The organism is Kitasatospora sp. NPDC001132, from assembly GCF_053598415.1.
The window spans coordinates 185841-209905 of record NZ_JBSFKF010000004.1; the positions used below are offsets into that span (position 1 = coordinate 185841).

25 protein-coding genes and 1 pseudogene are annotated in these 24065 nt (G+C 66.7%); 23 read left to right on the forward strand and 3 right to left on the reverse strand.

The window, feature by feature from the left end; genetic code table 11:
* Nucleotides 1-24 precede the first annotated feature (24 nt).
* The 20 genes from ACWDBE_RS07730 (at nt 25) to ACWDBE_RS07825 (ending at nt 14029) form a co-directional block, all read left to right on the forward strand.
* Complete coding sequence (locus ACWDBE_RS07730; protein WP_449807491.1) at nt 25-723, forward strand: recombination directionality factor; 699 nt, start codon at nt 25-27, stop codon at nt 721-723.
* Nucleotides 724-756: 33 nt separating this feature from the next.
* On the forward strand, nt 757-1047 hold the full coding sequence (locus ACWDBE_RS07735; protein ID WP_449807492.1) for a hypothetical protein: 291 nt from the start codon (nt 757-759) through the stop codon (nt 1045-1047).
* Nucleotides 1048-1247: 200 nt separating this feature from the next.
* The gene (locus tag ACWDBE_RS07740) at nt 1248-1685 is read left to right on the forward strand and encodes an HNH endonuclease (protein ID WP_449807493.1); all 438 of its coding nucleotides are present in this window, start codon (nt 1248-1250) and stop codon (nt 1683-1685) included.
* A 121-nt stretch (nt 1686-1806) separates the two neighbouring features.
* A complete protein-coding gene (locus tag ACWDBE_RS07745) occupies nt 1807-4209 on the forward strand; it encodes a phage/plasmid primase, P4 family (RefSeq protein WP_449807494.1) in 2403 nt (800 codons plus the stop codon).
* 62 nt (nt 4210-4271) lie between these two features.
* Nucleotides 4272-6137 (forward strand): DNA polymerase, encoded by a 1866-nt coding sequence (locus ACWDBE_RS07750; RefSeq protein WP_449807495.1) that lies wholly within the window; start codon nt 4272-4274, stop codon nt 6135-6137.
* 435 nt (nt 6138-6572) lie between these two features.
* On the forward strand, nt 6573-7415 hold the full coding sequence (locus ACWDBE_RS07755) for a sigma factor (protein WP_449807496.1): 843 nt from the start codon (nt 6573-6575) through the stop codon (nt 7413-7415).
* 512 nt (nt 7416-7927) lie between these two features.
* Nucleotides 7928-8098 carry a hypothetical protein gene (locus tag ACWDBE_RS07760; RefSeq protein WP_449807497.1) on the forward strand — a complete coding sequence of 57 codons (171 nt, stop codon included), beginning with the start codon at nt 7928-7930 and terminating at the stop codon, nt 8096-8098.
* A complete protein-coding gene (locus tag ACWDBE_RS07765; protein WP_449807498.1) occupies nt 8095-8226 on the forward strand; it encodes a hypothetical protein in 132 nt (43 codons plus the stop codon). Before ACWDBE_RS07760 ends, ACWDBE_RS07765 begins: the two co-directional genes overlap by 4 nt.
* A gap of 59 nt (nt 8227-8285) precedes the next feature.
* On the forward strand, nt 8286-8987 hold the full coding sequence (gene thyX, locus ACWDBE_RS07770; protein WP_449807499.1) for an FAD-dependent thymidylate synthase: 702 nt from the start codon (nt 8286-8288) through the stop codon (nt 8985-8987).
* Nucleotides 8984-9136 (forward strand): hypothetical protein, encoded by a 153-nt coding sequence (locus tag ACWDBE_RS07775; RefSeq protein WP_449807500.1) that lies wholly within the window; start codon nt 8984-8986, stop codon nt 9134-9136. Before thyX ends, ACWDBE_RS07775 begins: the two co-directional genes overlap by 4 nt.
* Nucleotides 9137-9218: 82 nt before the next feature.
* Complete coding sequence (locus ACWDBE_RS07780) at nt 9219-9569, forward strand: DUF7296 family protein (protein WP_449807501.1); 351 nt, start codon at nt 9219-9221, stop codon at nt 9567-9569.
* Complete coding sequence (locus ACWDBE_RS07785; RefSeq protein ID WP_449807502.1) at nt 9569-9703, forward strand: hypothetical protein; 135 nt, start codon at nt 9569-9571, stop codon at nt 9701-9703. The genes ACWDBE_RS07780 and ACWDBE_RS07785 overlap by 1 nt, the downstream gene beginning before the upstream one ends.
* Before the next feature lie 148 nt (nt 9704-9851).
* Nucleotides 9852-10109 carry a thioredoxin family protein gene (locus ACWDBE_RS07790; RefSeq protein WP_449807503.1) on the forward strand — a complete coding sequence of 86 codons (258 nt, stop codon included), beginning with the start codon at nt 9852-9854 and terminating at the stop codon, nt 10107-10109.
* Nucleotides 10109-10546 (forward strand): deoxycytidylate deaminase, encoded by a 438-nt coding sequence (locus ACWDBE_RS07795; RefSeq protein WP_449807504.1) that lies wholly within the window; start codon nt 10109-10111, stop codon nt 10544-10546. Before ACWDBE_RS07790 ends, ACWDBE_RS07795 begins: the two co-directional genes overlap by 1 nt.
* A gap of 303 nt (nt 10547-10849) precedes the next feature.
* Nucleotides 10850-11029, forward strand: coding sequence for a hypothetical protein (locus tag ACWDBE_RS07800; RefSeq protein ID WP_449807505.1), 180 nt, complete (start codon nt 10850-10852; stop codon nt 11027-11029).
* 117 nt (nt 11030-11146) lie between these two features.
* Complete coding sequence (locus ACWDBE_RS07805) at nt 11147-11350, forward strand: hypothetical protein (RefSeq protein WP_449807506.1); 204 nt, start codon at nt 11147-11149, stop codon at nt 11348-11350.
* Nucleotides 11351-11520: 170 nt separating this feature from the next.
* Nucleotides 11521-11769 (forward strand): hypothetical protein, encoded by a 249-nt coding sequence (locus ACWDBE_RS07810; RefSeq protein ID WP_449807507.1) that lies wholly within the window; start codon nt 11521-11523, stop codon nt 11767-11769.
* A 111-nt stretch (nt 11770-11880) separates the two neighbouring features.
* Nucleotides 11881-12087, forward strand: coding sequence for a hypothetical protein (locus ACWDBE_RS07815; protein ID WP_449807508.1), 207 nt, complete (start codon nt 11881-11883; stop codon nt 12085-12087).
* A 162-nt stretch (nt 12088-12249) separates the two neighbouring features.
* Nucleotides 12250-12738 carry a hypothetical protein gene (locus ACWDBE_RS07820; protein WP_449807509.1) on the forward strand — a complete coding sequence of 163 codons (489 nt, stop codon included), beginning with the start codon at nt 12250-12252 and terminating at the stop codon, nt 12736-12738.
* 1063 nt (nt 12739-13801) lie between these two features.
* Nucleotides 13802-14029, forward strand: a complete 228-nt coding sequence (locus ACWDBE_RS07825; protein ID WP_449807510.1) for a hypothetical protein — start codon at nt 13802-13804, stop codon at nt 14027-14029.
* Between the two features lie 559 nt (nt 14030-14588).
* Here the strand turns inward: ACWDBE_RS07825 and ACWDBE_RS07830 are convergent.
* From ACWDBE_RS07830 to ACWDBE_RS07840, 3 genes and pseudogenes are all read right to left on the reverse strand, one after another.
* Complete coding sequence (locus tag ACWDBE_RS07830; RefSeq protein WP_449807511.1) at nt 14589-15026, reverse strand: hypothetical protein; 438 nt, start codon at nt 15024-15026, stop codon at nt 14589-14591.
* 130 nt (nt 15027-15156) lie between these two features.
* Nucleotides 15157-16329: pseudogene (locus ACWDBE_RS07835) on the reverse strand (LON peptidase substrate-binding domain-containing protein); the annotation flags it as partial.
* Nucleotides 16330-16535: 206 nt separating this feature from the next.
* Nucleotides 16536-17303 (reverse strand): rhomboid-like protein, encoded by a 768-nt coding sequence (locus ACWDBE_RS07840; RefSeq protein WP_449791552.1) that lies wholly within the window; start codon nt 17301-17303, stop codon nt 16536-16538.
* A gap of 561 nt (nt 17304-17864) precedes the next feature.
* Here ACWDBE_RS07840 and ACWDBE_RS07845 point away from each other — a divergent pair.
* The 3 genes from ACWDBE_RS07845 (at nt 17865) to ACWDBE_RS07855 (ending at nt 23846) form a co-directional block, all read left to right on the forward strand.
* A complete protein-coding gene (locus ACWDBE_RS07845) occupies nt 17865-18602 on the forward strand; it encodes a response regulator transcription factor (protein ID WP_392874216.1) in 738 nt (245 codons plus the stop codon).
* A 91-nt stretch (nt 18603-18693) separates the two neighbouring features.
* Complete coding sequence (locus ACWDBE_RS07850; protein WP_449791551.1) at nt 18694-19881, forward strand: sensor histidine kinase; 1188 nt, start codon at nt 18694-18696, stop codon at nt 19879-19881.
* Between the two features lie 233 nt (nt 19882-20114).
* Nucleotides 20115-23846 carry a multifunctional oxoglutarate decarboxylase/oxoglutarate dehydrogenase thiamine pyrophosphate-binding subunit/dihydrolipoyllysine-residue succinyltransferase subunit gene (locus tag ACWDBE_RS07855; protein ID WP_449791550.1) on the forward strand — a complete coding sequence of 1244 codons (3732 nt, stop codon included), beginning with the start codon at nt 20115-20117 and terminating at the stop codon, nt 23844-23846.
* The last annotated feature ends 219 nt before the right edge of the window (nt 23847-24065 follow it).

Consider the following 24065-nt stretch of genomic DNA (forward strand, 5'->3'; position numbering starts at 1 on the left):
ACATTCACACGAGAGGTAAAAGCCTTGGCACTGCGCATTTTCGAGACCGACCCGTCTGCCAAGCCGAAGGTTCGCCCGGCGAATGACACCGTGGGCCGCTTCCGGACCGGTCGGCAGGTAAACAACCGGCCGGAGAGTCTGGCGACTTTCCGGATCACTACGGCCGACTTCGGCGTTGCGACGGCGGTTGCCCATCTGTTCGGCGGCACGCCGGAGGAGTGGGAGACCAGCGGTGAGGACTTCAACGAGGTTGTCACCGAGCGAGACAAGGTCCTTGTCGTGCTCAGCGCGAAGGACCTCAAGGCTGACATGCGTCTGTACGGCCGACAGGGCCTCATCCACCACTGTGATGGTGTCGCCTCCCTCATGGATGAGGACAAGGGCGAGCCGTGTGGTTGCCCCGCCCTCATGGAGGATCGGAAGGCGTTCGCCAAGTCCGGTCGTGGTCCGCAGCCGTACACCTTCCTGACGTTCCGTCTGGCTGACGACTACGACCTTGGCGCGTTCAGGTTCCAGTCGACCAGCTGGAAGCTGGCCGAGGTGGTTGACCAGTATGAGAACGCCCTCGGCATGATCGATGGTGAGGCGCTGGCAGAGCTCTCGCTTGAGCATGTCCAGTACACCACCAAGACGGGCCGTGACGTGTCTTACCGGAAGCCGGTGCTTCGCGTGATCAAGCCGTGGGCAAAGGCCGTGGCTGACGACGCTGACACCGACTACTGACCCAACACACCCAGAACTGAGGAGAGTTAAGACATGGCGTTCTACCTGGTGACCGATGGCCGTACCAACGAGTTCGGGGAGGCTGACACCTTCGTGGTGCGCGCGTCCGGCGTCCGACAGGCTGTGAAGCTGGCCCCGCTCTCCGACCCGAAGTGGGCGACCGCCGTCAAGCTTGAGGACGGTCGAGACGTTAAGAACGGCGTGGTTCACGCGTCGCTGGTCGACTTCGCGCCGGTTCCGGTCGAGGACAGCACCATTGCCCCTCAGGCCAGCGAGCCGGAGGACAACGAGTCTGACAGCTTCTACGGTACCTACTCGTACTAAGGGCTAACGCCCGTGGGCCCCAATTCATGGCATCGCGCTGTGGGTTGGGGCCCTTTTGCGTTCCACCTAGGAACGTTCCTAGGTGGTCATAGTGAGGATTTCTACATGACCGCATTCACGTTCGGCCTTTGGGTCGGCCTTCTCGCTGGCCTCTGGGTTGCCGTTGGCTTCATGGCGCTACTCGGTGGCGGTGATGACGAGTGAAGTCCTGTCGACTATGCGGGCGGGAAAAGCCCGCAACTGACTTCCTGGCAGGCAAGGCTAAGCGTCCGTCATCTACCTGCGCCGCGTGCCGTAAGAAGCTGGCCGCACAGCATCGGCGGAAGTGGTACGCCAAGCTGGACACCGACACGCGTCATACCCTGACACAGCGGCGACGGGCCGAGGAGTACGGCGTAGAGCATGCGCCGTACAGCCGCCTTGAGATTCTGATCCGCTGGAAGAATCGGTGCGCCTACTGCGGCGAGTTGGCCCAACACCTAGATCACGTCGTCCCGTTGAGCCGTGGCGGTACGGACACCGCAGAGAACATGGTGCCCGCGTGCGCTGACTGCAACCTGTCCAAGGGGGCCAAGACCCTTGAGGAGTGGGGCCGTTCTCTGCGTCCCGCTCCCCCGCTGCCCCCTCCCCCGTTTTGATTACTCTCCGATATGCCGGCTGCGACGGAGAGTAATGTGAGCTAGGACACGCCCCACAGATCGGCACTGTGGGGCGTTCCTCTTAACGCACTCCCTTGTGGTCAGTGAGGGAGGCAAAAACGTGAACTTCACGCAGATACTCGACAGCTTCGCCCGCACGGCCAGCCACGATGACGGCGGGTACATCGCGCTGTGTCCGGCGCACGATGATTCCCGCCCTTCGCTGCGAATCTGGCGAGGTGACGACGATAAGGTACGGCTCACCTGCCGCGCTGGTTGCACAACGGAAGCCGTGATCAAGGCAGTTGGACTGTCGTGGGCAGACCTGTTCAACGCGACCGGCGAAGGCAACACGGTGCCCAAGGACCCGCCCGCGCTTGTCGGTGCCGGGCCCATAGCTGGTCTCCGGACGTTCCTTGACGCGCTCATCCTGCGATCCGACGCAATCGCCTACGCACGGGATCGGTTCGGCCTTGACGAGTCGGCCCTAACTGACCTCGGGGTTAAGGGGTTTGACCCCTACGCCGACCCGTCCGGTTTCATGCCGGTAACCCGCGCGTTCGCCGAGTACCCGCGCATGGTCGTCCCGCTGTGCGGCTTCGATGGTGTCGCCCGAGGCGTACAGGGCCGGGACCTCTCCGGCCGCTGCCCCGGCCGATGGGTTGGGCTCAAGAACCCGGACGGCTACCGATGGGCCCTTTACGGGGTCTTCCGGGGCTCCGGCGGGTATGGGGCCACAATCGTCACGGAGGGCCCGTCAGACGCCCTTACGGCCGTTGCACTGGGCTACGACGTGGTGTTCGTCCGGGGTGCGTCGCTGGCGGCTAGCCCTGGCCTGATCGCCGAGCTTGCATCCGGTCTCGCCGGTACTCAGGTGATCGTGGCCGGAGACAACGACGCTGCCGGTAACGCGTTCACGGAACGGCTGTCCAAGGGGCTGGCCGAACACGGCATCGAGGTCTACGCGCTGTCGATACCGCGAGCGGGCGACGACCTCAACGCGTGGCGCATGCGTGACCCGGAGGACTTCCCTTCCGCGTTCCATCACGCCGTGGCTACAGCCAAGTTGGCCCGTGCAGCAGCGCAGGACAACGAGTCGCGCGAGATAGCCACCCGGACCGGAGTCGATAGCGTCAGCGCGGACGAAGGCACCGAGGCGGCACGGATCATCTCCGGCCTACTCGCGCGCTACGGGGCGAGCGATGCCATGAACGCCCATGCGCTGGTGGCGTGGACGAATGGAAGGATCAAGTTCGCCCCGGGGCTTGGGTTTTACGTGTGGGACGGCCGCGTGTGGGTGCAGTCTGACACCCTCGTCCGGCAGCTCATACACCACATGGGGGCCGCGCTGGTGTTGGCAGGTGCGCTCAAGGAAGCACGCGGGTTCACCATGACTTCGAACATCGACAACTTGGTGAAGGAACTGCGCTCCGTCCCCAACGTCTACGTTGAGCCCGACGCGTTCGACGCTCGCCCGGATCTCCTCAGCTTCCGTAACGGTGTGATCGACCTTCGCACGGGCACCATGCGGCCCCACAGCCCGGACGACATGCTGACCACCACACTCCCGTGGGACTACGACGCGCTTGCGCAGTGCCCGCGCTGGGAAGCGTTTTTGGCCGAGATCATGCCTAACATGCCTGACATGATCGGCTTCCTACAGCGGCTTACCGGCTACGGGATCACCGGTCACACGTCGGAACAGTGCTTCGCTGTTCTGTGGGGCAAGGGGGCGAACGGTAAATCAGTCTTCGCCGAGACCTTGACCAGCGTGTTTAAGGACATCACGGTCACGACGCCTTTCGCCACGTTCGAGAGCAAGAACGGCGGGGGCGGAATCCCCAATGACATCGCGGCACTTCGCGGCGCACGCTTGGTCATGGCGTCTGAGGGTGAGAGCGGCAAGGACATGTCCGAAGCCGTGATCAAGCGACTGACGGGCAAGGACCGGGTTACCGCGCGGTTCCTCAATCGCGAGTTTTTCACCTATCAGCCCACGTTCCTGATCCTGCTTGCCACCAACCACAAGCCGGGTTTCCGGTCGCAGGACGAAGGGCTGTGGCGACGAGTCAAGTTGATTCCTTTCAAGCGGTTCTTTGCGCCGCATGAGCGTGACTACGACCTCGACCGGAAGCTACTGGCGGAAGCCCCCGGCATCATCGCGTGGGCGGTCCGTGGGGCAATTGAGTGGTACCGCAAGGGGCTTGACGACCCGGGCATGGTCCGCAACGCAACGCGGGAGTACCGGGAGACCTCCGACCGCCTTGCCGGGTTCTTCCCGGACATCCTCCGCCCGACCGAGGATCTGACCCGGGTGGACGGCACGGATGCCTACAACGCGTACCGCGATTGGTGCGAAGCCGAAGGACTCCAGAGTAAGGAGATTTGGTCCCGCACGCTGTTTTACCGCGCCATGGAAGAACGGGGCGTACAGCGCACCCGCACGTCGCGCGGACAGGCTCTCATCGGCGTGACCCTTGACGCTGCTGCACCGCCGGAGGGGCCGGGCATCTTCGCCAACTAACCAACACCCATGGGACCACCTAGGAACGTTCCTAGGTGGTCCCATCCTTAGGAGACACGTCAATGCGCATGCTGTCATTCCCGGTGAACGGCGAAGCACTGCCGGTGCACGTCCCTGAAACCCCGGACGACCTAGACGAGTTCAAGCGTTGGGCACGTCGTGCGGCCAAGTCTGGGCCTATCGCGGTCGACACAGAGACGACCGGCTTGGACATCTACAGCGAAACGTTCAAGTTGCGTACCGTGCAGTTCGGCACGGCGCGGGAAGCGTGGGTTATCCACTTCGAGCGCGGCGGCTGGTTCGCTGAGGCTGTTCGGTGGGTGCTCCGCAAACTCCGCCCGCGTCTGCTGATCCACAACGCGTCGTACGACTGGCTTGTACTTGACCAGTGCGCCGGTATTCCGCTGGAAGAACTCGCGCCGCTCACGCGAGACACGTCCGTCATGGCGGCGCTAATCGACCCGCGCGCCGAACACGAGGGAGGCATGGGCCGTGGTCTGAAACCCCTTAGCGCCAAGCTCATTGACCCCGACGCGCCGGACACGCAAGGCGACTTGACGGCCGTGTTTCGGTCCATGGGGCTGACCAAGGCAACCGGCTTCGCGGCCATCCCGCTGGACCACTCGGTCTACAACTCGTATGCGGGCGGCGACGTGATCCTGACCGCGCGGCTCTACCCCATCCTCGCTGGCATTCATGAGCGCCTGGACATTCGCCGGATGTTGGTGGACTACGAACACCAGATATCCCGAATATGCGCGACGATGCAGCGCACGGGGCTTGTCCTGGATAGGGCGTATTGCAAGGAACTTGACGCCCGGCTGGCCGAGGAAGCCGAGAAGTACGAACGCATTGCGCGAAGCTACGGTGTTGAGAACGTCAATAGCACGAAGCAGGTAGCCGAAGCCCTCGTGTGGATGGGCGAAACGCAGATCCTCGCGCAGACCACCAAGTCCGGTGCCACCAAGGTTGATAAGTCGGTCATGCTCGGCTTGGCCGATCTCGACTTGCACAAGTGGACTCGCCTCGGTGTCCGTGAACCAAACCCCCTCGCAGATGCGGTTGTTCGGGCCAAGCGTGCGGGCAAATGGCGCTCCGCCTATGTGGAAAAGTTCCTCACCAATGCCGACGTGATGGGGCGCATTCACCCGTCGATCCACACGCTTGCCGCACGCACGGGCCGCATGTCTGTGTCCGGCGACTTGGCCGCACAGACGTTGCCATCGGGCGATTGGATGATCCGGCGCGCGCTGCTGGCGGACGAAGGTCACGTGATGCTGTCGTGTGACTTCGATGCCGTCGAAATGCGCGTGCTCGCGGCTCTCGCCGACGTCAAGCGCATGAAGGAAGCCATTGCCTCCGGCGCCGACCTACACGACTTCACAGCATCGCTGGTCTACGGCGACGGATTCACGCCACACCACCGCAAGATTTGTAAAGGCGTCGGATTCGGAAAGGTATATGGCGGTGGTGCGGCGACAATTAGCCGTCAGACGGGTGCGGCCCTCGCGGACGTACAGCGGGCCATTTCGATATATGACCGCGTGTATCCGGAGATCAAGCGTTTCAGCTCCCGCCACCAGCGGCTAGCCCGCGAGAACGGCATGGTAACCGTGACCCTGACCGGTCGACGGCTCCCCCTTGACCGTGACCGAGCCTACGCCGTCGTGAACTACCAGGTGCAAAGCGCGGCGCGTGACGTACTGGGGCAGTCGCTCATTGACATGGACGCTGCTGGGTTGCTCCCCTACCTCCGCCTCCCGATTCACGATGAGGTGCTAGCGAGTGTCCCCCGGGCCGATGCTGCCGAGCTTGGGCGCGAGATTGAGCGGTGCATGAACATGACTCTCGGTGGCGTGTCGATTACTGCCAGTGCTGAGACCAAGGGCATGCGCTCTTGGGGCTCTCTGTACGGTGCCGATTACTGATCGTACTTGAGTAGGACCACCTAGGAACGTTCCTAGGTGGTCCGACACGTCTGATGCCGCATCAGAAAATATTTCTCCCACCGGGGCACAAGTCTGTCCAAAAGGGACATCGATCATGGAAACCTAAACATGACACCTGGTGTCCTTTGGATTCGAAGGTTCAGGGTGCCCCGTTCCTTCGAAACATGTTTGCACTGACAGTGCAGCCTTCGGAACGTCGTTGATCTTTTGTTCAACCTCTTTGAAGATCTAGGCACACCGACCAGGCCAGCGCGCGGCCCGTTCGGTTCTCCCCCGGATGGATGCCGCATTGGTTCCGTCTTGCCCGAATCACTCTGTGACGTAGCTCACTGAGATTCGACCTGCGCGCACCCCTCCGGGACTTAACACACGCCCTTAGTGGCCTGTGAAGCCAAGAAAACCGGAGGAAACGCCATGATCACCCTTGAGACCATCGCAGCCGCTCAGGCCAACGACATGACCGCGCTGTCTGAGGTAATCGCCGAGCTGGAGCCGATGCTCGCCAAGATTGCCGGGCGGATCGGGGGCACTGCCAACCGAGACGAGTTCACGCAGGTCGGTCGTATCGCGCTGTGGGAGGGCATAGGCCGCTTCTCCGGCGGCTCCGTGGACGACTTCCGGGGGTTCATGTACAAGACCGTTGAGGGAACCGTGCTGGAAGCCGCACAGACGGAGCGGATCGCCGGGGCGGGCGGGGCCGACAGCAAGGCTATGAAGACGTTCAGCGCGTGCATGAAGGTTGCCAACGGTGACATTGACGTTGCAGAGGCTCTGTGCCAGACGCTCCCGCCCGCTGGTCGTCGCCTGTCGGCCGTTCGCGCTGCCGCTGCCCGGCTTGCCTGGGAAGGCTCCGTGTCGCTGGACATGCCGACCGGCGAGGATGACGCCACGCTGGCTGACACGCTGGTGTCCGACTACGGCGTGCCGGAGGACCTGATCGAGGCTGCCGACCGCGCACGGGACGACCGGGAGCGCAAGGCAAAGATCGTCCGCGCCGTGATCGACAGCATGGGGGCCAAGGGCGGCCACATACTCAAGGCCACGTACGGCATCGACCCCGTTGCCTGCCTTGGTACCGGCGCTGAGGCAGACGAAGAGCTTGCCGCAACGCTGGACACGAAGCCGGGCACGGTCCGGGTTCTGCGCAACCAGGCTCACAAGAGCTTTGCCGCGCGCTACTCGAAGGTGACCGGCCTTACCCCGTGCGTCTGCGACAAGTGCAACGCCATGCGCCGAGTCAACGGTGTCTCGCTGTGAAGACGTGTTCCCACTGTCGCCGGTCCCTCCCGCAAGACATGTTCTCGCGGCGGGACCGGTCCCCGGACGGCTTGCAGTACCGATGCAAAGAATGCCAGCGTCCGGGATACGAGAAGCGCCGTGCCGACGAGAAGCGCGTCAGAAACGCCCTACAGGCCCGCGAGTGGCGCGAACAGAACGCGGACAGGGTTCGGGCCTACCGGGACGCGAACCGCGCTCAGATAGCCACTCAGGGCCGCATATGGCGTTACCGGCGTCGGGTAGCCGCGCATCTGATCGAGACAGACGCCGTGGCCAAGCTTTTTGGCGAACTTAACGAACGCCCCTATGGGAGTACAGACGCCCTTGAGCTTGTCGCTTACTGGGCGGAAGCCGAGATTACGAACACCTGCTACCGAGGATGCGGCCGAGGCTGGCGAGAGATCGTCCACCGCGTTCCGCTGTACGCCGGTGGCGACCACGACGTGACCAATCTGGTTCCCGTCTGCGGGAAGTGCACCTAAGGAGAGACCATGCAAACCATCATGACGCCGGATTCCGGCACCATCACCCCGACCCGAACCCTGGTCGGCTTCGACCTTGAGGTAAAGAACGCCAAGGGCGAGACCATCGCAACCGTGATCATGCCCGAGCGCGAAGCGTGGGCCCTGTTTCAGGCGCTCGGAGAGGACCTGATTCCGTGAACGGCCGTAAGTACGTCCCCAACCTTGACGGTTACGACAGCGGCGAATCCCCCACGCTGTCCGTCTGGGACGAGTGGGACAGCGAGGAAATCGAAGCCGAAGACTGGCCGGACGACACGACCACCTAGGAACGTTCCTAGGTGCTCATACCTCAGACTGACACGACGTTAGGCCGGAAGGGTCCACAATGCAGGTTTCCATCCTCGCGCACACCAAGATGGACGACGAAGCGCTCAGCGACGCATACGACTACCACCCCGCTGACTCCGGTTGGTTCACCGGTGACCTTGACGCTCTCGGGGAAGCCGCTGGCCGCATCTGCTACAAGTCGTTCAACCGGCCGAACCCGGCCACGGCCAGCAACGCCGGATACATGGCCAACATCCTTGCGCAGGGGCACTTTTCGGTCCTGGAACACGCCTCGGTGTCCTTCCTGGTTCGCGGCGCATCTCGTGCGCTGCTTACGGAGTTGACGCGCCATCGGCACCTGAGCTTCAGCGTGGTCTCACAGCGCTACGTGGACTACGCGAACACCGAACCGGTCATCCCGCCGAACGTCGCTGGTACTCAGCTCGAAGCCGCCTTCCGTGCCGACTATGCGGAATCGCTCAAGATCTACGGTGCTGCTGTTCGCCTGCTACTGCTGCGCGGTCACACCCGCAAGGAAGCCCGAGAGGCTGCCCGCGCACTGCTCCCGAACGCGGCCCCGGTGGAGATGGTTGTAACCGGCAATCTGCGCGCGTGGCGTGACGTACTCGGTAAGCGACACCACGTGGCCGCTGACGCTGAGATCCGGGAGTTCGCCGGTCTCGTCCTTGAGCGTCTGCGCGCTGTCGCTCCCAACTCCACGCAGGACATCCCGACTGAGCCCTACGGGAGCGCCAAGTGACCCGCGCCGAAGCTATGCAGATAGCGATTCTGCACGTTGAGAAGCTGTCCACTAGCCAGCGTGGCTACCAGGACGGCGTGAAGCTGGCCGAAAGGGTCGCCGCTGTCGAACGCATCGCGCGGTTCCTTATAGGGGAAGACGACGATTGATCACGTGGGTTGAGGACGAAGACGATTGCCGCTACTGCGGTGGTCGACGGTGCATTTTCGCTGACGGCGAGGGAGACGAGTGATGTTCTACACGTACAACCAGAACAACAGCGGTGGTGGCTTCGACTACGACGCCGAGCGCGGAATCTCCGTGTTCGTGATCGTTGAAGCTGACTCCGCCGAAGGTGCCGACGCGCGGGCGCGGGAAATCGGCCTGTACTTCGATGGCGTCGAAGACGGTAACGACTGTGACTGCTGCGGGGATCGCTGGTCCGAAGCCTGGTCGGGCGACCAGGTTCCGTCCATCTACGGCACGCCGCTGGAGAACCACCGGCCGTACGGCACGTGGATGGGTGACTTGCCCGAGGCATACGTCCACTACGCAGACGGCCGGGTTGTTGGCCGCGTCTTCGAGACGTCGGGGAGCAACTGATGTACGACATGTTCACTGAGGCGAAGCGGTACGCGTCGCTGGTGCGTGAGATCTTCGACGCCCTACTGAACGCGGGGTTCACCGAGGATCAGGCGCTTCGCATCCTCGAAATCTCGCTCGGGCGAGAGAGGTGAAAGGCCGACTATCGACAGCGCTAACTATGGCTGTCCTAGCGGTAGTTCTCGTGGTGGGGCCGATGGTTTGGACATCGGCCCCCTGCGGGCTGTGGAAGTTCGCCAGTGCCGGTGATACGCCCGCACGCTGCATCGCAAAGGTTGTGAAATGACTTACGGAGTAGTCCTGTTCGGCGCTGAGTGGTGCGCCCCGTGCAAGTCGACCAAGCCTCATGTCGTCGCCATCTGCGACGAGTTGGGCCTAGCGCTGGATTACGTGGACGTGGAGTACGGGGACGACCGGTCGGTTGGCATCACCGCTGTGCCGACCATCCGCGTCTACGACGAGTTCGCGGAAGTTGTCCGGGAGCACCGGGGAGGCATGAACGCAGCGCAGGTTCGGGCGTTCCTCGGAGGTCTCGACTAGTGACCCGCCCCGACTGGGATAGCTACTATCTCGCTGGGGCGGAATGGGCCTCTACTCGTGCCGACTGTACAAGGGCACGGGTAGGGGCCGTTCTAGTGTCCCGAGACCACCGCGTGAGCATCGGCTACAACGGCCTACCGGCTGGCGTTCCCGGATGCGCTACGGCGGCCAACTGTCCACGCGGGCAACTGAGTACGGCCGAGTGCGCGCGTAATTCCGACTACGCCAACTGCGCCGCCGACCATGCCGAGTACAACGCGGTAACGCGGGCGCGGCCGGAGGATCTTCCCGGGGCAACGCTGTACGTCACGCGAACGCCCTGCCCGCGCTGCGCAACGCTCATCCTTGCCGCCGGTATCCGCCGAGTGGTCACCCCGGAACGTTCCTATGTGGTCGACCCCGAGTTTGACATGGCAAACCCGTCTGTGCCATCCTGAAATTTCGATCCGATACGAGGTGGGGTAACAGGGTGGAAACGATTCGCAGGTGGCGCGTGGACTTCCCGGTTGGTGCCGTGAAGGTCCGCATCGACCTTGAAGCGCCCGCCACGCAGGAACAGGCGGACGTACTTGTGACAGCGGCGGTTGCGCTCCGCAGTGCTGGACTTCCAGCTGACCCGTTCACGGCTACGGCCACGCGCATGGACTGACCACCTAGGAACGTTCCTAGGTGGTCCGCATGTGGTACTGTTCTTTCAGCACCGAGGGAACAGGCCCGAGGGCAGCGAGAAAGGCAACTCAATGCCGATGCTTGAGGACAAGAATGGCGTCCGCTTCTTTGAGTGGGAGCTGAACCGCGCAGAGGTTGACCGGCGATACGGCAACGACTTCTCGGATGATGGCGTTGAGTCCTACGACTACGCGCTTCGCCGGATGCGCTGGCTTCGGGGCACCGTTCAGGGACCGTTCTCGGAGTACTAAAACTGCACTGGGCCCGGAGGTACTAGCCTCCGGGCCCTTTTGCGTATCCGGCGCGGTGTGCTACTGTTCTTTCAGCACCGAGGGAACAGGCCCGAGGACAGCAGAGAGGCAGGAATCATGCGCTACGGGATTGAGCCGGTGGAGATTCGGAACCGCGCTGGCAAGGTTGTCGCCTACAACTGGTACGTCGTGGATCTCGCCGACCGCAACCGCCCCCGTCGCCTCACGCAGTTCGCGTTTGGCACGGCCGATGCTGCTGCCGCTCACGCGGACCTGTGCGAGGAGTCGGCCGCTCGCTGGGCTGCGCGCAAGTCGGCATAACATGAGCCTTAGGGCCCGGTAGGCATTGCGCCGCCGGGCCCTTTCTCATACCTGAGTAGGACCACCTAGGAACGTTCCTAGGTGGTGTTGGTGCCAAGCTTGCTCGCATGCTACGGTTTCACCACGACGCCGAACGGAACAGGCCGGACGGCGGGACGAGAGGAAACACCATGAACGCTGACCGCCGATCCGGCTTCCGCAACCAGGTGCGCATCACCGGCGACGTTGCCAGCACTCCCCGCCTCCGCCGTAAGGCTTACCCGCTCGGACGCTCCCGCACCTCCAACGTGGTGACCACCAACCACCTTGACGCGCTGCTGCCCGAGGTGCGTGAGGTGGTTGAGCGCGTGGCCGCCGAGCGTGGCGTTAAGCTCATTGACGTGCGCGTTGTCTCCGCTGTCGAGGCCATCATCCCCTGACCGCCTCATCCTTAAGTATGACCCCCGGTGGCTTTGGCTACCGGGGGTTTTCTGCTAGAGTCGGACGCGTCGGAAGGGAACACGCCCACCGGCCAGACGGAAGGAACCGAAATGATCACCGCTGCTGAGCTCGCCGCCATTGACGCTAAGGCCGAGAACCGCCGCGTTACCGTGCGCATGATGACCGCTGGTGGCTTCACCATGGACGCCATCAACCACGCCATTCGCAGCAGCGAGGGTTCCGACTGCCCCGACTACTGCCGCACCTGCCACGTGATCGCCGCTCACGCTGACTGCCTCGGTTGCCCCGACTGCTGACCGCCCCCAGTGCCCCCGGTATGGCTTCGGCCTGCCGGGGGTTTTTGCGTTGGACCACCTAGGAACGTTCCTAGGTGCTGTGTTGTGTGCCCCGCTTCCACCGTGCTACTGTTCTTTCAGCGCCAAGGGAACAAGCCCGAGGCGGGAACGAGGAGAGAGACCATGGAGAACAACAAGAACACCGGCAAGATCGTGGCTGGTGTCGTGGGCGTAGCGCTGGCGTTCGGCGGCGGCTACCTGCTGAGCGGCCACAACAGCGAGCACGCGGCCGAGACCGTCACCCCCGCGCCGTCGCTTTCCCCGTCCCCGTCGCTGAGCCCTTCGGCCGTCCCGACCGTCGACCCGTCGATGTTCGCGGCGACCGAGACCGCCAAGGTTGAGACCGTCACCCCGGTTCCGGCGCAGGTCGTTACCGTCGCTCCGGCCCCCACGGAGACGGTTACGGTCGCCCCGATCCCGACCGTTACGGTTACAGTGACGATCGCTCCGGCCCCTCAGGCTCCGGCCCCCACGGTAACGGTCACGGCCAACACGCTGCCGACCGCCCCGACCGCTACGCCGACCCCCACGGCTACGGAGACGGCCAGCGTTCCGACCGCCCCGACCGGTAGCGCTCCGCAGCCGGTGAACACGCCCACCACGTCCGCGTGAACTAGATAGCAAGTCGAGGGCCCTGGAGAAATCCGGGGCCCTTTTGCGTGCCACCTAGGAACGTTCCTAGGTGACTGGTCTAGACCAATGTGATCCCTATCACTCTCCGTGTCGGATCTTGAACCACCCGGAGCGATGACGCCCTGTAAGTTCTCAGCAACTCGTTGACCGATCTTTACCTAATAACCAGATGAAGGGAGCCTTAACGAGAGGTAAAGTTGAGACCGTTGAGCGCTCAACGGGTTTCGAACGTCTGTTCGCATCATTTCGGAACAAAGGGGTCAGGGTGGACGAGTCGACTCGCGTAGATATCGTGGTGCACCTGTCGGTCGAGATCAGCACGGATGGGGTCAGCTGGAAGCCGTGCAGCCACATGGGAAGGGCCGAGGAGGGGGCGCGGGACTGCCGGGAACTCCGGGCCATCCTGGCGACGTACGTAGCTGTCTGTGAGGCCGCTGGGCCACTCTGTCCGGACTTTTCGCCGTGGTTCCGGGTGATCGTCCAAGGGGCCACCACGGGGACCGTGCTCGCTGTCGTACCGCGCCGGTGGGATGCAGCGGCGGGCATGTATCGGGCCACCGGCGGTGAGTGGCTGATCGTTGATCACGCGGGGCCGAAGCGGGCATGGTCTATGGCGCTGGTCCGTACCCGCTTGACGGCTGCCGCGTGACCCGTGACGCTGCCCACATGATGATGACTCAGGAAGGCACAAGGGCCGTGCTGGTGGCCGAGCTGCGGGAGCTGGCCGAGGGGTGGGCGCACCTGGGGAAGGGGGCGCGCAGCGAAGCGTGTGCGGCGGCGGCTGACGCCCTGGTGAGCGGGGCCGATTCGATTACGGTCGGACATACCCACTTTTGTGTAACTGAGTGACCCAACTCACTTTGTGGGTCTAGCATTTGCTTACCGTCCGGCGTGCCGATCGGACGTGTCCCGAGAGGGGCAGAGCATGACCGCAGCGGACCGCGTAAGCGCGGGGAATGTCGCTGTACGGCTGGGGCGGGTTGACCCCCGTTTCGCGAGTCGTACAGAGGCACCCTGCGGCGCGTCAGAGAGGGTGCCTGACATGGCGAAGAGCAAGAGAGCCGCACAGCCCGCGCCGCCCGAAGAGATCGTGTCGTACCGAGACCCGGTGATCCGGGCTACGCCCGTAAAGGGGTGTGACGTCTGCTCCGCCATGCGGTCGGAGTGGCTCCAGGACTACGACCGTGACGTGTTGCTGGAGATCAACAACCACCCGCACAGACCCCCGAAGCTGGCGCGCGTTGCCCGTCTGGTCACCCGGGAGGCGTAGGCCCGTGGAAGCCTCAGACGGCCCTCTGAGCGACTTTCAGACGCCAGAGGTGGTCAGCACTGCCGACGCCTACGCTCGCATCGCTGAGGCGTATGACGGGCCGTGGCAGGAGGCGTTTGGCGGGGTCTATGACCCGGCCACCGATACGTTCCTGTTCCAGCGTCGGGAGGAACGTCCGGACGTGTGTCCGTGGCACGGTGCGCACTGCTCCGGGCGACGGGGGTCGCTGTCGTGAGCGTCACGCGGCGGGATATCGGGCAGTTGGTCAAGCATGGTCAGCGGACCGGGCATCTCATGGACATCAGGCGTATCCGGGAGTACGTCCCCGGACTTGGGTGGCGTGAGGGTCCAACGGCCTTTGTGCGGCCCGTGGGCGGCGGAATCGAGTGGACGGCGCGGCCGGACGCGGTGAAGCGTGCGTAGGGCCGTTCTGGGCCTCGGGTGGCTTGTGTGGGTTGCCACGGTCGCTGTCATTGTCGCCCGGGGCTGGAATGCCTGAGAACAGCGAGAAGGGCCCTTCCGGCGGAGTGCTGGAAGGGCCCTTCTGTGTTGGCGGCGGCTAGCCGTTCTTCGCCCTCTCTTGCTTGGCGGCGGCGGTGTTGAGGTTGTTCGCTCCGGCAATGCCCTTGCGCTGGCTGCCGTTGCTCTGACTCTCCCGGCCGTCCTTGGCGGTTTCCTTGGCGACGCTGCGCGCCGTTTCCGGGTTGCCTCGGGGGTTGGTGTCGCTGGGGGTGGTTTTCTTAGCCATGGGCCCATCCTGGTCGCCCACGCTGCTTCGCACGCCGGGTTGATCGAAGGTGATCGGTACTGGCCCGGCCAGTACTCTGCCCGCATGCATATTGCGTGGGAGATCGAGCCGGAGTGGGAAGGTGCCGAGGAATGCGGGTCGGCACAGGAAGCGTCCGAGGTACTTACCGACGTGCTGTTGAACGTGTTCGCCGATGACGACTCCATGACCCGGACTCACATCATGCTGCACGTCGCTGCGCCCCTCCATGGACGGATCATCAACGAGGGCGGTCCGGCTGTCGGCAGGGGCGAGACATGGACGGCCGAGGTAGGGCCCGTGCACGTGACGCTGAGCCCGTAATCGCAGGTCAGAGCGGGTCCACCCAACTGTGATACCTTTTGCCGACGCCGGGCGGGCCGACCAGGGCCAGCACCGCGCCTCCTCCCGCCCGCCGCCCACCGCCGCCCTTCTTGGGAACGGCTTCGCCCCGAACGTCCTTGATGCCGCCGACCGGCCCGAGCCCCTGGTCGGCCCGGCGCTTGCGGACGGCCAGGTACTCGACGATCCGGTCCTTCACGTCGGCCAGGCCGGCGTGGTCGGCGTCCAGCACCGCGCGGGCGCCGGCGATGTCGTACGCGTCCTCGGTGCGCTCGTTCCAGGGCAGCTCCAGGACGGTGTCCAGCCAGGTGCGGATCCAGGAGCCCTCGGGTGACTGGTCGGAGGCGCGCTCCAGCTTGTCGACCTCCTTGAGCGCGGCCTCGCGGACCTTCTCGGGGAGGTCGGCGGCCTCGACCCGGGCGCGGTAGTCGCCCTCCTCGTCGGCGGCCTCGCCGTTCAGCTCGGCCAGTTCCTTGCGGACGGCCTCCAGCTGGCGGCGGAGCAGGAACTCCTTCTGCTGCTTGGCCACGCCCTCCTCGACGTCCTTGCGGATGGTGTCGTTGACCTCCTCCTCGGCGAGGTGGTCGCGCAGCAGGGTGAGCGCGTACTCCAGACGGGCGACCTGGTCGGCCTCCAGCAGCACCTTGAGCTTCTGCTCGGCGGTGGCGAAGGGCGCGTAGCCGATGTTGTCGGCGAGCTCGCCGACGCCCTCGATCCGGTCGACCCGGTCGACGATCTGCCAGGCGCCGCGCTTGCGCAGCCACTGGGTGGACAGCGCCTTGTACTCCCTGACCAGCTCGGCGGTCCGGCCGGCCACCGGGGTGCCCACCGAGGACTCCCGGAACGGCGTGGTCTCCACCCAGAGGGCGGCGCCGGGGCCCGTGGTGCCGACCCCGATCCGGAGCCGGCGCACGGCGCGCACCAGCGCGGCCGACTGCAACAACGTGTTGGGGCCGTCGGCCAGCCGGCCGACCTGCTCCACGGTGGCCAGCGTGCCGACCGCCGCGTACGAGCCGTCCACCCGCGGGACCAGCAGGACCTGCGGCTTGCCGGTGGCGGCGGCCCGGGCGGCCTCGACCGCGGCGCGCACCTCGGTGTCCTTCAGGTCCAGCGGGACCACCATGCCCGGCAGGACGACCTCGTCGTCGAGCGGCAGCACGGGCAGGGTGAGCGGTGTGGACGTCGATGCCATGATCTCTCCCCAGTCAGCGAACTTGAGTCGACCTGACTAAGGCCTGGCGGTCGCCGGATGTTCCCGACGGCCTGTTCGCCGCGAGCGAACGGGATTCGGTGCGGAAGGCCCTTCCCGTGACCGCGTCAAAAGGAGGCCGAGGGCTCCTGGGGAAGCCCTGACAGCCGAGCGCCCGACCCCGGGTGAACCCCGACCGGGCGACGGCGTCAACGCACTGCCCGCACCCGGGCCGGCGCACCGCCGGAGGCCGTCGCGGCGACCGGACGCGGCCTGGACGGGCGCCGCTCGACCCGGCGCAGCCAGCGCCACAGCGCGACCCCGGTCAGCACCGCGGCCGGGTGCCCCACCCCGGTGACCACGTCCCGGTCGGAGGCGATCTGCTCGGCGATCATCAGCCCGGCACCGCCCAGCGCCAGCAGCCGCCCGCGCCAGGAGAGCAGCCCTGCCACCGCGCCCAGGCAGGCGAGCACGCCGTAGCTGACCCCGATGTCCAGGTGGTCCATCGCCTCGGGCGCCATCCGCCCGGTCTCCACCGCGGTGATCACCACGCCCTGGGAGAGCAGCGTCGCGGCGACGTGCCCGGCCGCGAACACCGCCGCCGCCCGGGCCGGACCGACCCTGCGCTCCAGCGGCGCGAGGGTGAGGGCGAATCCCCACAGGTACGGCATCCACACCTCGCCGGCCACCCAGAATCCGCTCAGCACAAGAGCGCGCAAAGGGTGCTGGAGCAGGTTGTGCCCGTCCGAACTGGAGGCTTCCTGCAGACGCTGGACGAGTTCAGGATCGGCGAGCCCGGCGAAGGTCGTGGTGGCTCCCACGACGGCGAGGTATCCGATGGTGAAGGGCGTTCTCCGGGGTGTCGGCACCCGTTCCATCAGCCATTCCACGACGCCGGCGCGCAGCCCCAGGCGGAGCATTCCGTACGGCGCCCGCGCGGCCCCGAACCCCTCGGCGCCCCGCCCGAGTCCCGCCATGCCGCCTCCGCTCCACGCCGCAGCCACCGACTCCTCGTCAGGTGCCCAACGTACCGGCGCGCGCCGCGGATTCCGCCCGGTCGGGCCTTGTCGTGGCCACGGTACGTCGAGGTTCTGGGAGACACCTGGGAAAAGCCCGTGAAGACCGTCGCCGCGGCGGACCGCCGGATTCCCGATATTGGTCCAGACCTTCTCCCCCTCGATGGAGGCGCAGGGCCTCTGACCGGCGCCTCGGCGTCAACTGGACTGCATACGTACCGTTACGCAGAGAAAATTCGCCGGGTAAGGTATCGGCCCGTGCCCACTCGTGCAGTGGGTCCGAGGGCGGCCCGAGAGCCGGCCCACGGGCCGGAAACGTCCGGTCCACCTGCCGGGAAGCATCCGCTGTCCGTACGCTGCGAAGTGCGCGGGAGAAGTGGGCGGCCGACCATCCGTCCCCGTCTCCCGATCGCGCGGCGGGACGGCGGACCCGGCACAGTCCACGACGGAACAAGACTACGAGCGGAGCCCCGCCATCCCCACGGGTGGCCGGCCCGCAGCCCTGGGGGCGGTGGCGTGACCGTGACAGAAATCCAGCAGGACAACCAGCACACCGGTGGCACTGTGAGCAGCCAGCGCAGAGTACTGGTGGTGGAGGACGAGCCCACGATCGCCGAGTCGATCGCCGCCCGGCTGGGCGCCGAGGGCTTCAAGGTCGCCGTGGCCCACGACGGCCCCGGCGCGGTCGACGGCTTCCACACCTGGCAGCCGGACCTGGTCGTCCTCGACATCATGCTGCCCGGCTTCGACGGGCTGGAGGTGTGCCGCCGGATCCAGGCCCAGCGCCCGGTGCCCGTCCTGATGCTGACCGCCCGCGACGACGAGACGGACCTGCTGGTCGGCCTCGGCGTGGGCGCGGACGACTACATGACCAAGCCGTTCTCGATGCGCGAACTGGCCGCCCGCGTCAACGTCCTGCTGCGCCGCGTGGAGCGCGCCCAGCAGGCCGCCCGCACGCCCGCCCTGGGCAGCCTGCGGTTCGGCGAGCTGGAGATCGACCACGTGCAGCGCCGGGTCCGGCTGGCCTCGGGCGACGTCCACCTGACGCCGACCGAGTTCGACCTGCTCGCCTGCCTGGCCGCCCAGCCGCGCGCCGTGCTCACCCGCGAGCAGCTGCTGGCCGAGGTCTGGGACTGGACCGACGCCTCCGGCACCCGCACCGTCGACAGCCACGTCAAGGCGCTGCGCCGGAAGATCGGCGCCAGCTGGATCCGCACCGTCCACGGCGTCGGCTACGCGCTGGAGGCCCCGCTCTCCTAGCGTTCGCTCACGGGCGACGGGCCACCGGGGGGCCCGTGTCCGGACGACGCCGTGCCACCACGCGGGGGACAACGCGGGACCACAGGGGACAATGACCTTTCCACAGCAACGCAACGGGGAATCCGACGGCACGCGGCAGCAGAACCTGGCCGCCCGCGCCGCCCGCCGGGTCTGGGCCGACATCCGGCCGCTCGACCCGGTCCGCTCGATCAAGGGCAAACTCGCCCTGCTCGTGATCGTCTCCGTGTTCCTGGCCACCGGGATGGTGGTCGTGGCGATCCGGTCCGAGACCCAGATCCGGATCATCGTGGTCTTCTCCATGATCGCCTCGCTGCTCTTCATGCAGTTCCTCGCGCACGGGCTGACCGCCCCCCTGCGCGAGATGACGGCCGCCGCCCGCGCGATGGCCTCCGGCGACTACAGCCGCCGGGTCGAGGCGAGCTCACGCGACGAGATCGGCGAGTTGGCGGCCGCCTTCAACGCCATGGCCGCCGACCTCCAAGCCGCCGACCGGCACCGCCGCGAGCTGGTCGCCAACGTCTCGCACGAACTGCGCACGCCGATCGCCGCGCTGCGCGCCGTCCTGGAGAACGTGGTGGACGGCGTCGTCCAGCCCAATCCGGCCACCCTGGAGGCGGCGCTGGAGCAGACCGAGCGGCTCGGCCGGCTGGTCACCCACCTGCTCGACCTCTCGAAGATCGACGACGGCGTGGTCGACCTGGACGCCCGCCCCTTCGAGGTGCGCGAGTTCCTGGACGGCGTGCTGCGCGGGGTCACCGTGGACGGCGCGACGGCCGGCGGCGCCTTCTCCCGGCGCGGGGACGTCCGGCTGGCCCTGGAGGTCAGCCCGACCGGCCTGACCGGCGTGGCGGACCCCGAACGGCTGCACCAGGTGGTCGCCAACCTGGTCGACAACGCCTGCAAGCACTCCCCGCCCGGCGGCACCGTGACGGTGCGGGCGAGACCGGAGGGCGGGCCGGGCGGCCTGCTGCTGGAGGTCGAGGACGAGGGCCCCGGCATCCCGCCGGCCGACCGCACCCGGGTCTTCGAGCGGTTCGGCCGCAGCGGCACCGCCACCGCCGCCGGGCCGGGCGCGGACGGCGGCACCGGGCTGGGCCTGGCCATCGCCCGCTGGGCGGTGGACCTGCACGGCGGGCGGATCGCGGTGGCCGAGTCCCCGCGCGGCTGCCGGATCGAGGTCCGGCTGCCCGGGCAGCGCCAGGGTGACGGTCGGGACATTTGTCACAGATCCGACACAGACGCATGCGAAGATCGTTAAAGGATTCGACCGAGTTTTTGTCCGGTTTGGTCCGGGTATGGGCCCTGTTCGGCGCCGACCGCTTCCCCTCAGATGCGGCTTCCTAACGCACTTTTTCAGCCAAAGTGCAGGTCAACACTGTGATCTGGGCGACGCCTGGGCCTCGGGGACTGCGCGATCACTGGTCAGGGGCGTAGCCTTAATCCCCGCTGTCCAAACATCCCAAAAGGAAGCGGAAGAGGGCGGTTGCCGCCGTGTCGCCACAGTCCCCTGAAACCCCCAACAGCTCGGCAAGTTCCACTGGCTTCGGCCCCAATGAGTGGCTCGTCGACGAGATCTACCAGCAGTACCTCCAGGACCCGAACTCGGTCGACCGAGCCTGGTGGGACTTTTTCGCCGACTACAAGCCCGGTACCGAGGTGACCCCAGTGACCCAGGCCGCGACCCAGGCCGGCTCCGCGCCGACCCCTGCCGCTGCCCCCGCGCCCGCCGCTGCTGCTGCTCCGGCCGCGCCCGCCGCCCCGGCTGCTCCGGCCGCCCCGGCTCCGCTCGCCGCCGCGCCCGCCGCGCCCCCGGCCCCCAAGGCCGCCGCCCCGGCGCCGGCCGCGCCCGCCGCCGCCACCGGCCCCGAGCTGATCCAGCTGCGCGGCCCGGCGAAGGCCGTCGCCACCAACATGGACGCCTCGCTGGAGGTGCCGACCGCGACCTCGGTCCGCGCCGTCCCGGCGAAGCTGTTGATCGACAACCGCATCGTCATCAACAACCACCTGCAGCGCGCCCGCGGCGGCAAGGTCTCCTTCACCCACCTGATCGGTTACGCCCTGGTCCAGGCCATCAAGGCCGCCCCGGGCATGAACCACAGCTACAAGGTGGAGGACGGCAAGGCCTTCCTGGTCAAGCCGGAGCACGTCAACCTCGGCCTGGCCATCGACCTGGTCAAGCCGAACGGCGACCGCCAGCTGGTCGTCGCGGCCATCAAGAAGGCCGAGACGCTCGACTTCTTCGGCTTCTGGCAGGCCTACGAGGACATCGTCCGCCGGGCCCGCGCCAACAAGCTGACCATGGACGACTTCACCGGCGTCACGGTCTCGCTGACCAACCCCGGCGGCATCGGCACCGTGCACTCCGTGCCGCGCCTGATGCAGAACCAGGGCACCATCGTCGGCGTCGGCGCCATGGAGTACCCGGCCGAGTTCCAGGGCTCCGCCCCGGAGACCCTGGCCCGCCTGGGCGTCTCCAAGATCATGACGCTGACCTCGACCTACGACCACCGCGTCATCCAGGGCGCGGCGTCGGGCGAGTTCCTGCGCGAGATCCACCGCCTGCTGCTCGGCGAGAACGGCTTCTACGACGAGATCTTCGAGTCGCTGCGGATCCCGTACGAGCCGGTCCGCTGGGCCACCGACGTCGCCACCACCCATGACGACGAGGTCAACAAGACCGCCCGCGTCATGGAGCTGATCCACTCCTACCGGGTCCGCGGCCACCTGATGGCCGACACCGACCCGCTGGAGTACAAGCAGCGCAAGCACCCCGACCTGGACGTCACCACCCACGGCCTCACCCTGTGGGACTTGGAGCGCGAGTTCGCGGTCGGCGGCTTCGGCGGCCAGAAGATGATGAAGCTCCGCGACATCCTCGGCCTGCTGCGCAACACGTACTGCCGCACCGTCGGCGTCGAGTACATGCACATCCAGGACCCGAAGCAGCGCCAGTGGCTGCAGGAGCGCCTGGAGAAGCCGTACACCAAGCCGGAGCGCGAGGAGCAGCTGCGGATCCTCCGCCGCCTGAACTCGGCCGAGGCCTTCGAGACCTTCCTGCAGACCAAGTACGTCGGGCAGAAGCGCTTCTCGCTGGAGGGCGGCGAGTCGCTCATCCCGCTGCTGGACGCCACGATCGACGCCGCCGCCGAGCACCGCCTCGACGAGGTCGTCATCGGCATGGCCCACCGCGGCCGCCTGAACGTGCTGGCCAACATCGTCGGCAAGCCGTACGGCAAGATCTTCGGCGAGTTCGAGGGCAACCTCGACCCGAAGTCGATGCACGGCTCCGGCGACGTCAAGTACCACCTCGGCTCCGAGGGCACCTTCACCGGCCTGGACGGCGAGACCATCAAGGTCTCGCTCGCCGCGAACCCCTCCCACCTGGAGGCCGTGGACCCGGTCCTCGAGGGCATCGCCCGCGCCAAGCAGGACATCCTGGACCAGGGCGGCACCACCTTCCCGGTGCTGCCGATCCAGATCCACGGTGACGCGGCCTTCGCCGGCCAGGGCGTCGTCGCGGAGACCCTGAACATGTCGCAGCTGCGCGGCTACCGCACCGGCGGCACCGTGCACATGGTGGTCAACAACCAGGTCGGCTTCACCGCCGCCCCGGCCAGCAGCCGCTCCTCGATGTACTCCACCGACGTGGCGCGCATGATCGAGGCCCCGATCTTCCACGTGAACGGCGACGACCCGGAGGCCGTGGTCCGCGTCGCGCGGCTCGCCTTCGAGTTCCGCCAGGCGTTCCACAAGGACGTCGTGATCGACCTCATCTGCTACCGCCGCCGCGGTCACAACGAGGCCGACAACCCGTCGTTCACCCAGCCGCTGATGTACGACCTGATCGACAAGAAGCGCTCGGTGCGCAAGCTGTACACCGAGGGCCTGATCGGTCGCGGCGACATCACCATGGAAGAGGCGGAGCAGGCGCTCCAGGACTTCCAGGGCCAGCTGGAGAAGGTCTTCGCCGAGGTCCGCGACGCGGCCCAGGCGCCGGCCGCCGCCACCGCCGGCAAGCCGGTCGCCGACTTCCCGGTCTCCATCCAGACCGGCATCTCCCAGGAGATGGTCAAGCGGATCGCCGCCTCGCAGGTCAACCTGCCGGACTGGCTGACCGTCCACCCGCGCCTGATGCCGCAGCTGCAGCGCCGCGCCGCCTCGGTCGAGGACAACACCATCGACTGGGCGATGGGCGAGACCCTCGCCATCGGCTCGCTGCTGATGGAGGGCCACCCGGTCCGCCTGGCCGGCCAGGACAGCCGCCGCGGCACCTTCGGCCAGCGGCACGCCGTCCTGATCGACCGCAAGACCGGCGAGGACTACACCCCGCTGCAGTACCTCACCGAGGACCAGGCCCGCTACACCGTCTACGACAGCCTGCTGTCGGAGTACGCGGCCATGGGCTTCGAGTACGGCTACTCGCTGACCCGCCCGAACGCGCTGGTCATGTGGGAGGCGCAGTTCGGCGACTTCGTCAACGGCGCGCAGACCGTGGTGGACGAGTACATCGCCTCCGCCGAGCAGAAGTGGGGCCAGCACTCCGGCGTCACCCTGCTGCTGCCGCACGGCTACGAGGGCCAGGGCCCGGACCACTCGTCCGCCCGCCCGGAGCGCTTCCTCCAGCTGTGCGCGCAGAACAACATGACGGTCGCCATGCCGACCCTGCCGTCGAACTACTTCCACCTGCTGCGCTGGCAGGCGCACAACCCGCACCACAAGCCGCTGGTCGTCTTCACCCCGAAGTCGATGCTGCGCCTGAAGGCCGCGGCGAGTGCGACCGAGGAGTTCCTGTCCGGCTCGTTCCGCCCGGTCATCGGCGACAACACCGTCGACCCGGCGCAGGTCCGCAAGGTGGTCATCACCGCCGGCAAGTTCTACTACGACCTGGAGGCGGCCCGCACCGAGCGCGGCGTCACCGACACCGCGATCGTCCGGGTCGAGCGGCTCTACCCGCTGCCGGTGGCCGAGCTCCAGGAGGAGCTGGCCCGCTACGGCGACGACGTCCAGTTCGTCTGGGCGCAGGAGGAGCCGGCCAACCAGGGTGCCTGGCCGTTCATCGCGATGAACCTGGTCGACCACCTGCAGGTCGTCATCGGCCGCAGCGGCGGCGACGCCCGTCTGCGCCGCGTCGCCCGCACCGCGGCCTCGTCCCCGGCGGTCGGCTCGGCCAAGCGGCACGCCGCCGAGCAGCAGGCCCTGGTCGAGGAGGTCTTCGCGCTCTGACGCGCTGAAGCCCGCACTCTCCACGCCCGCGGCCCCGTCCTCCCACCGGAGGGCGGGGCCGCGGGCGTTCCCGCGCGCCGGTCGGGCGCTCCCGCCCGCCCGTCAGGGGTCCGTGTGCGCTGACCTTTTGGTCCCAGCTCTGCAACCAAAGCGGAACCGCGGTGCGCGAGCTCCTGACGGGTCGGTAGGTTATGCCTCGCCGTCCGGCGGCCCCGGTGC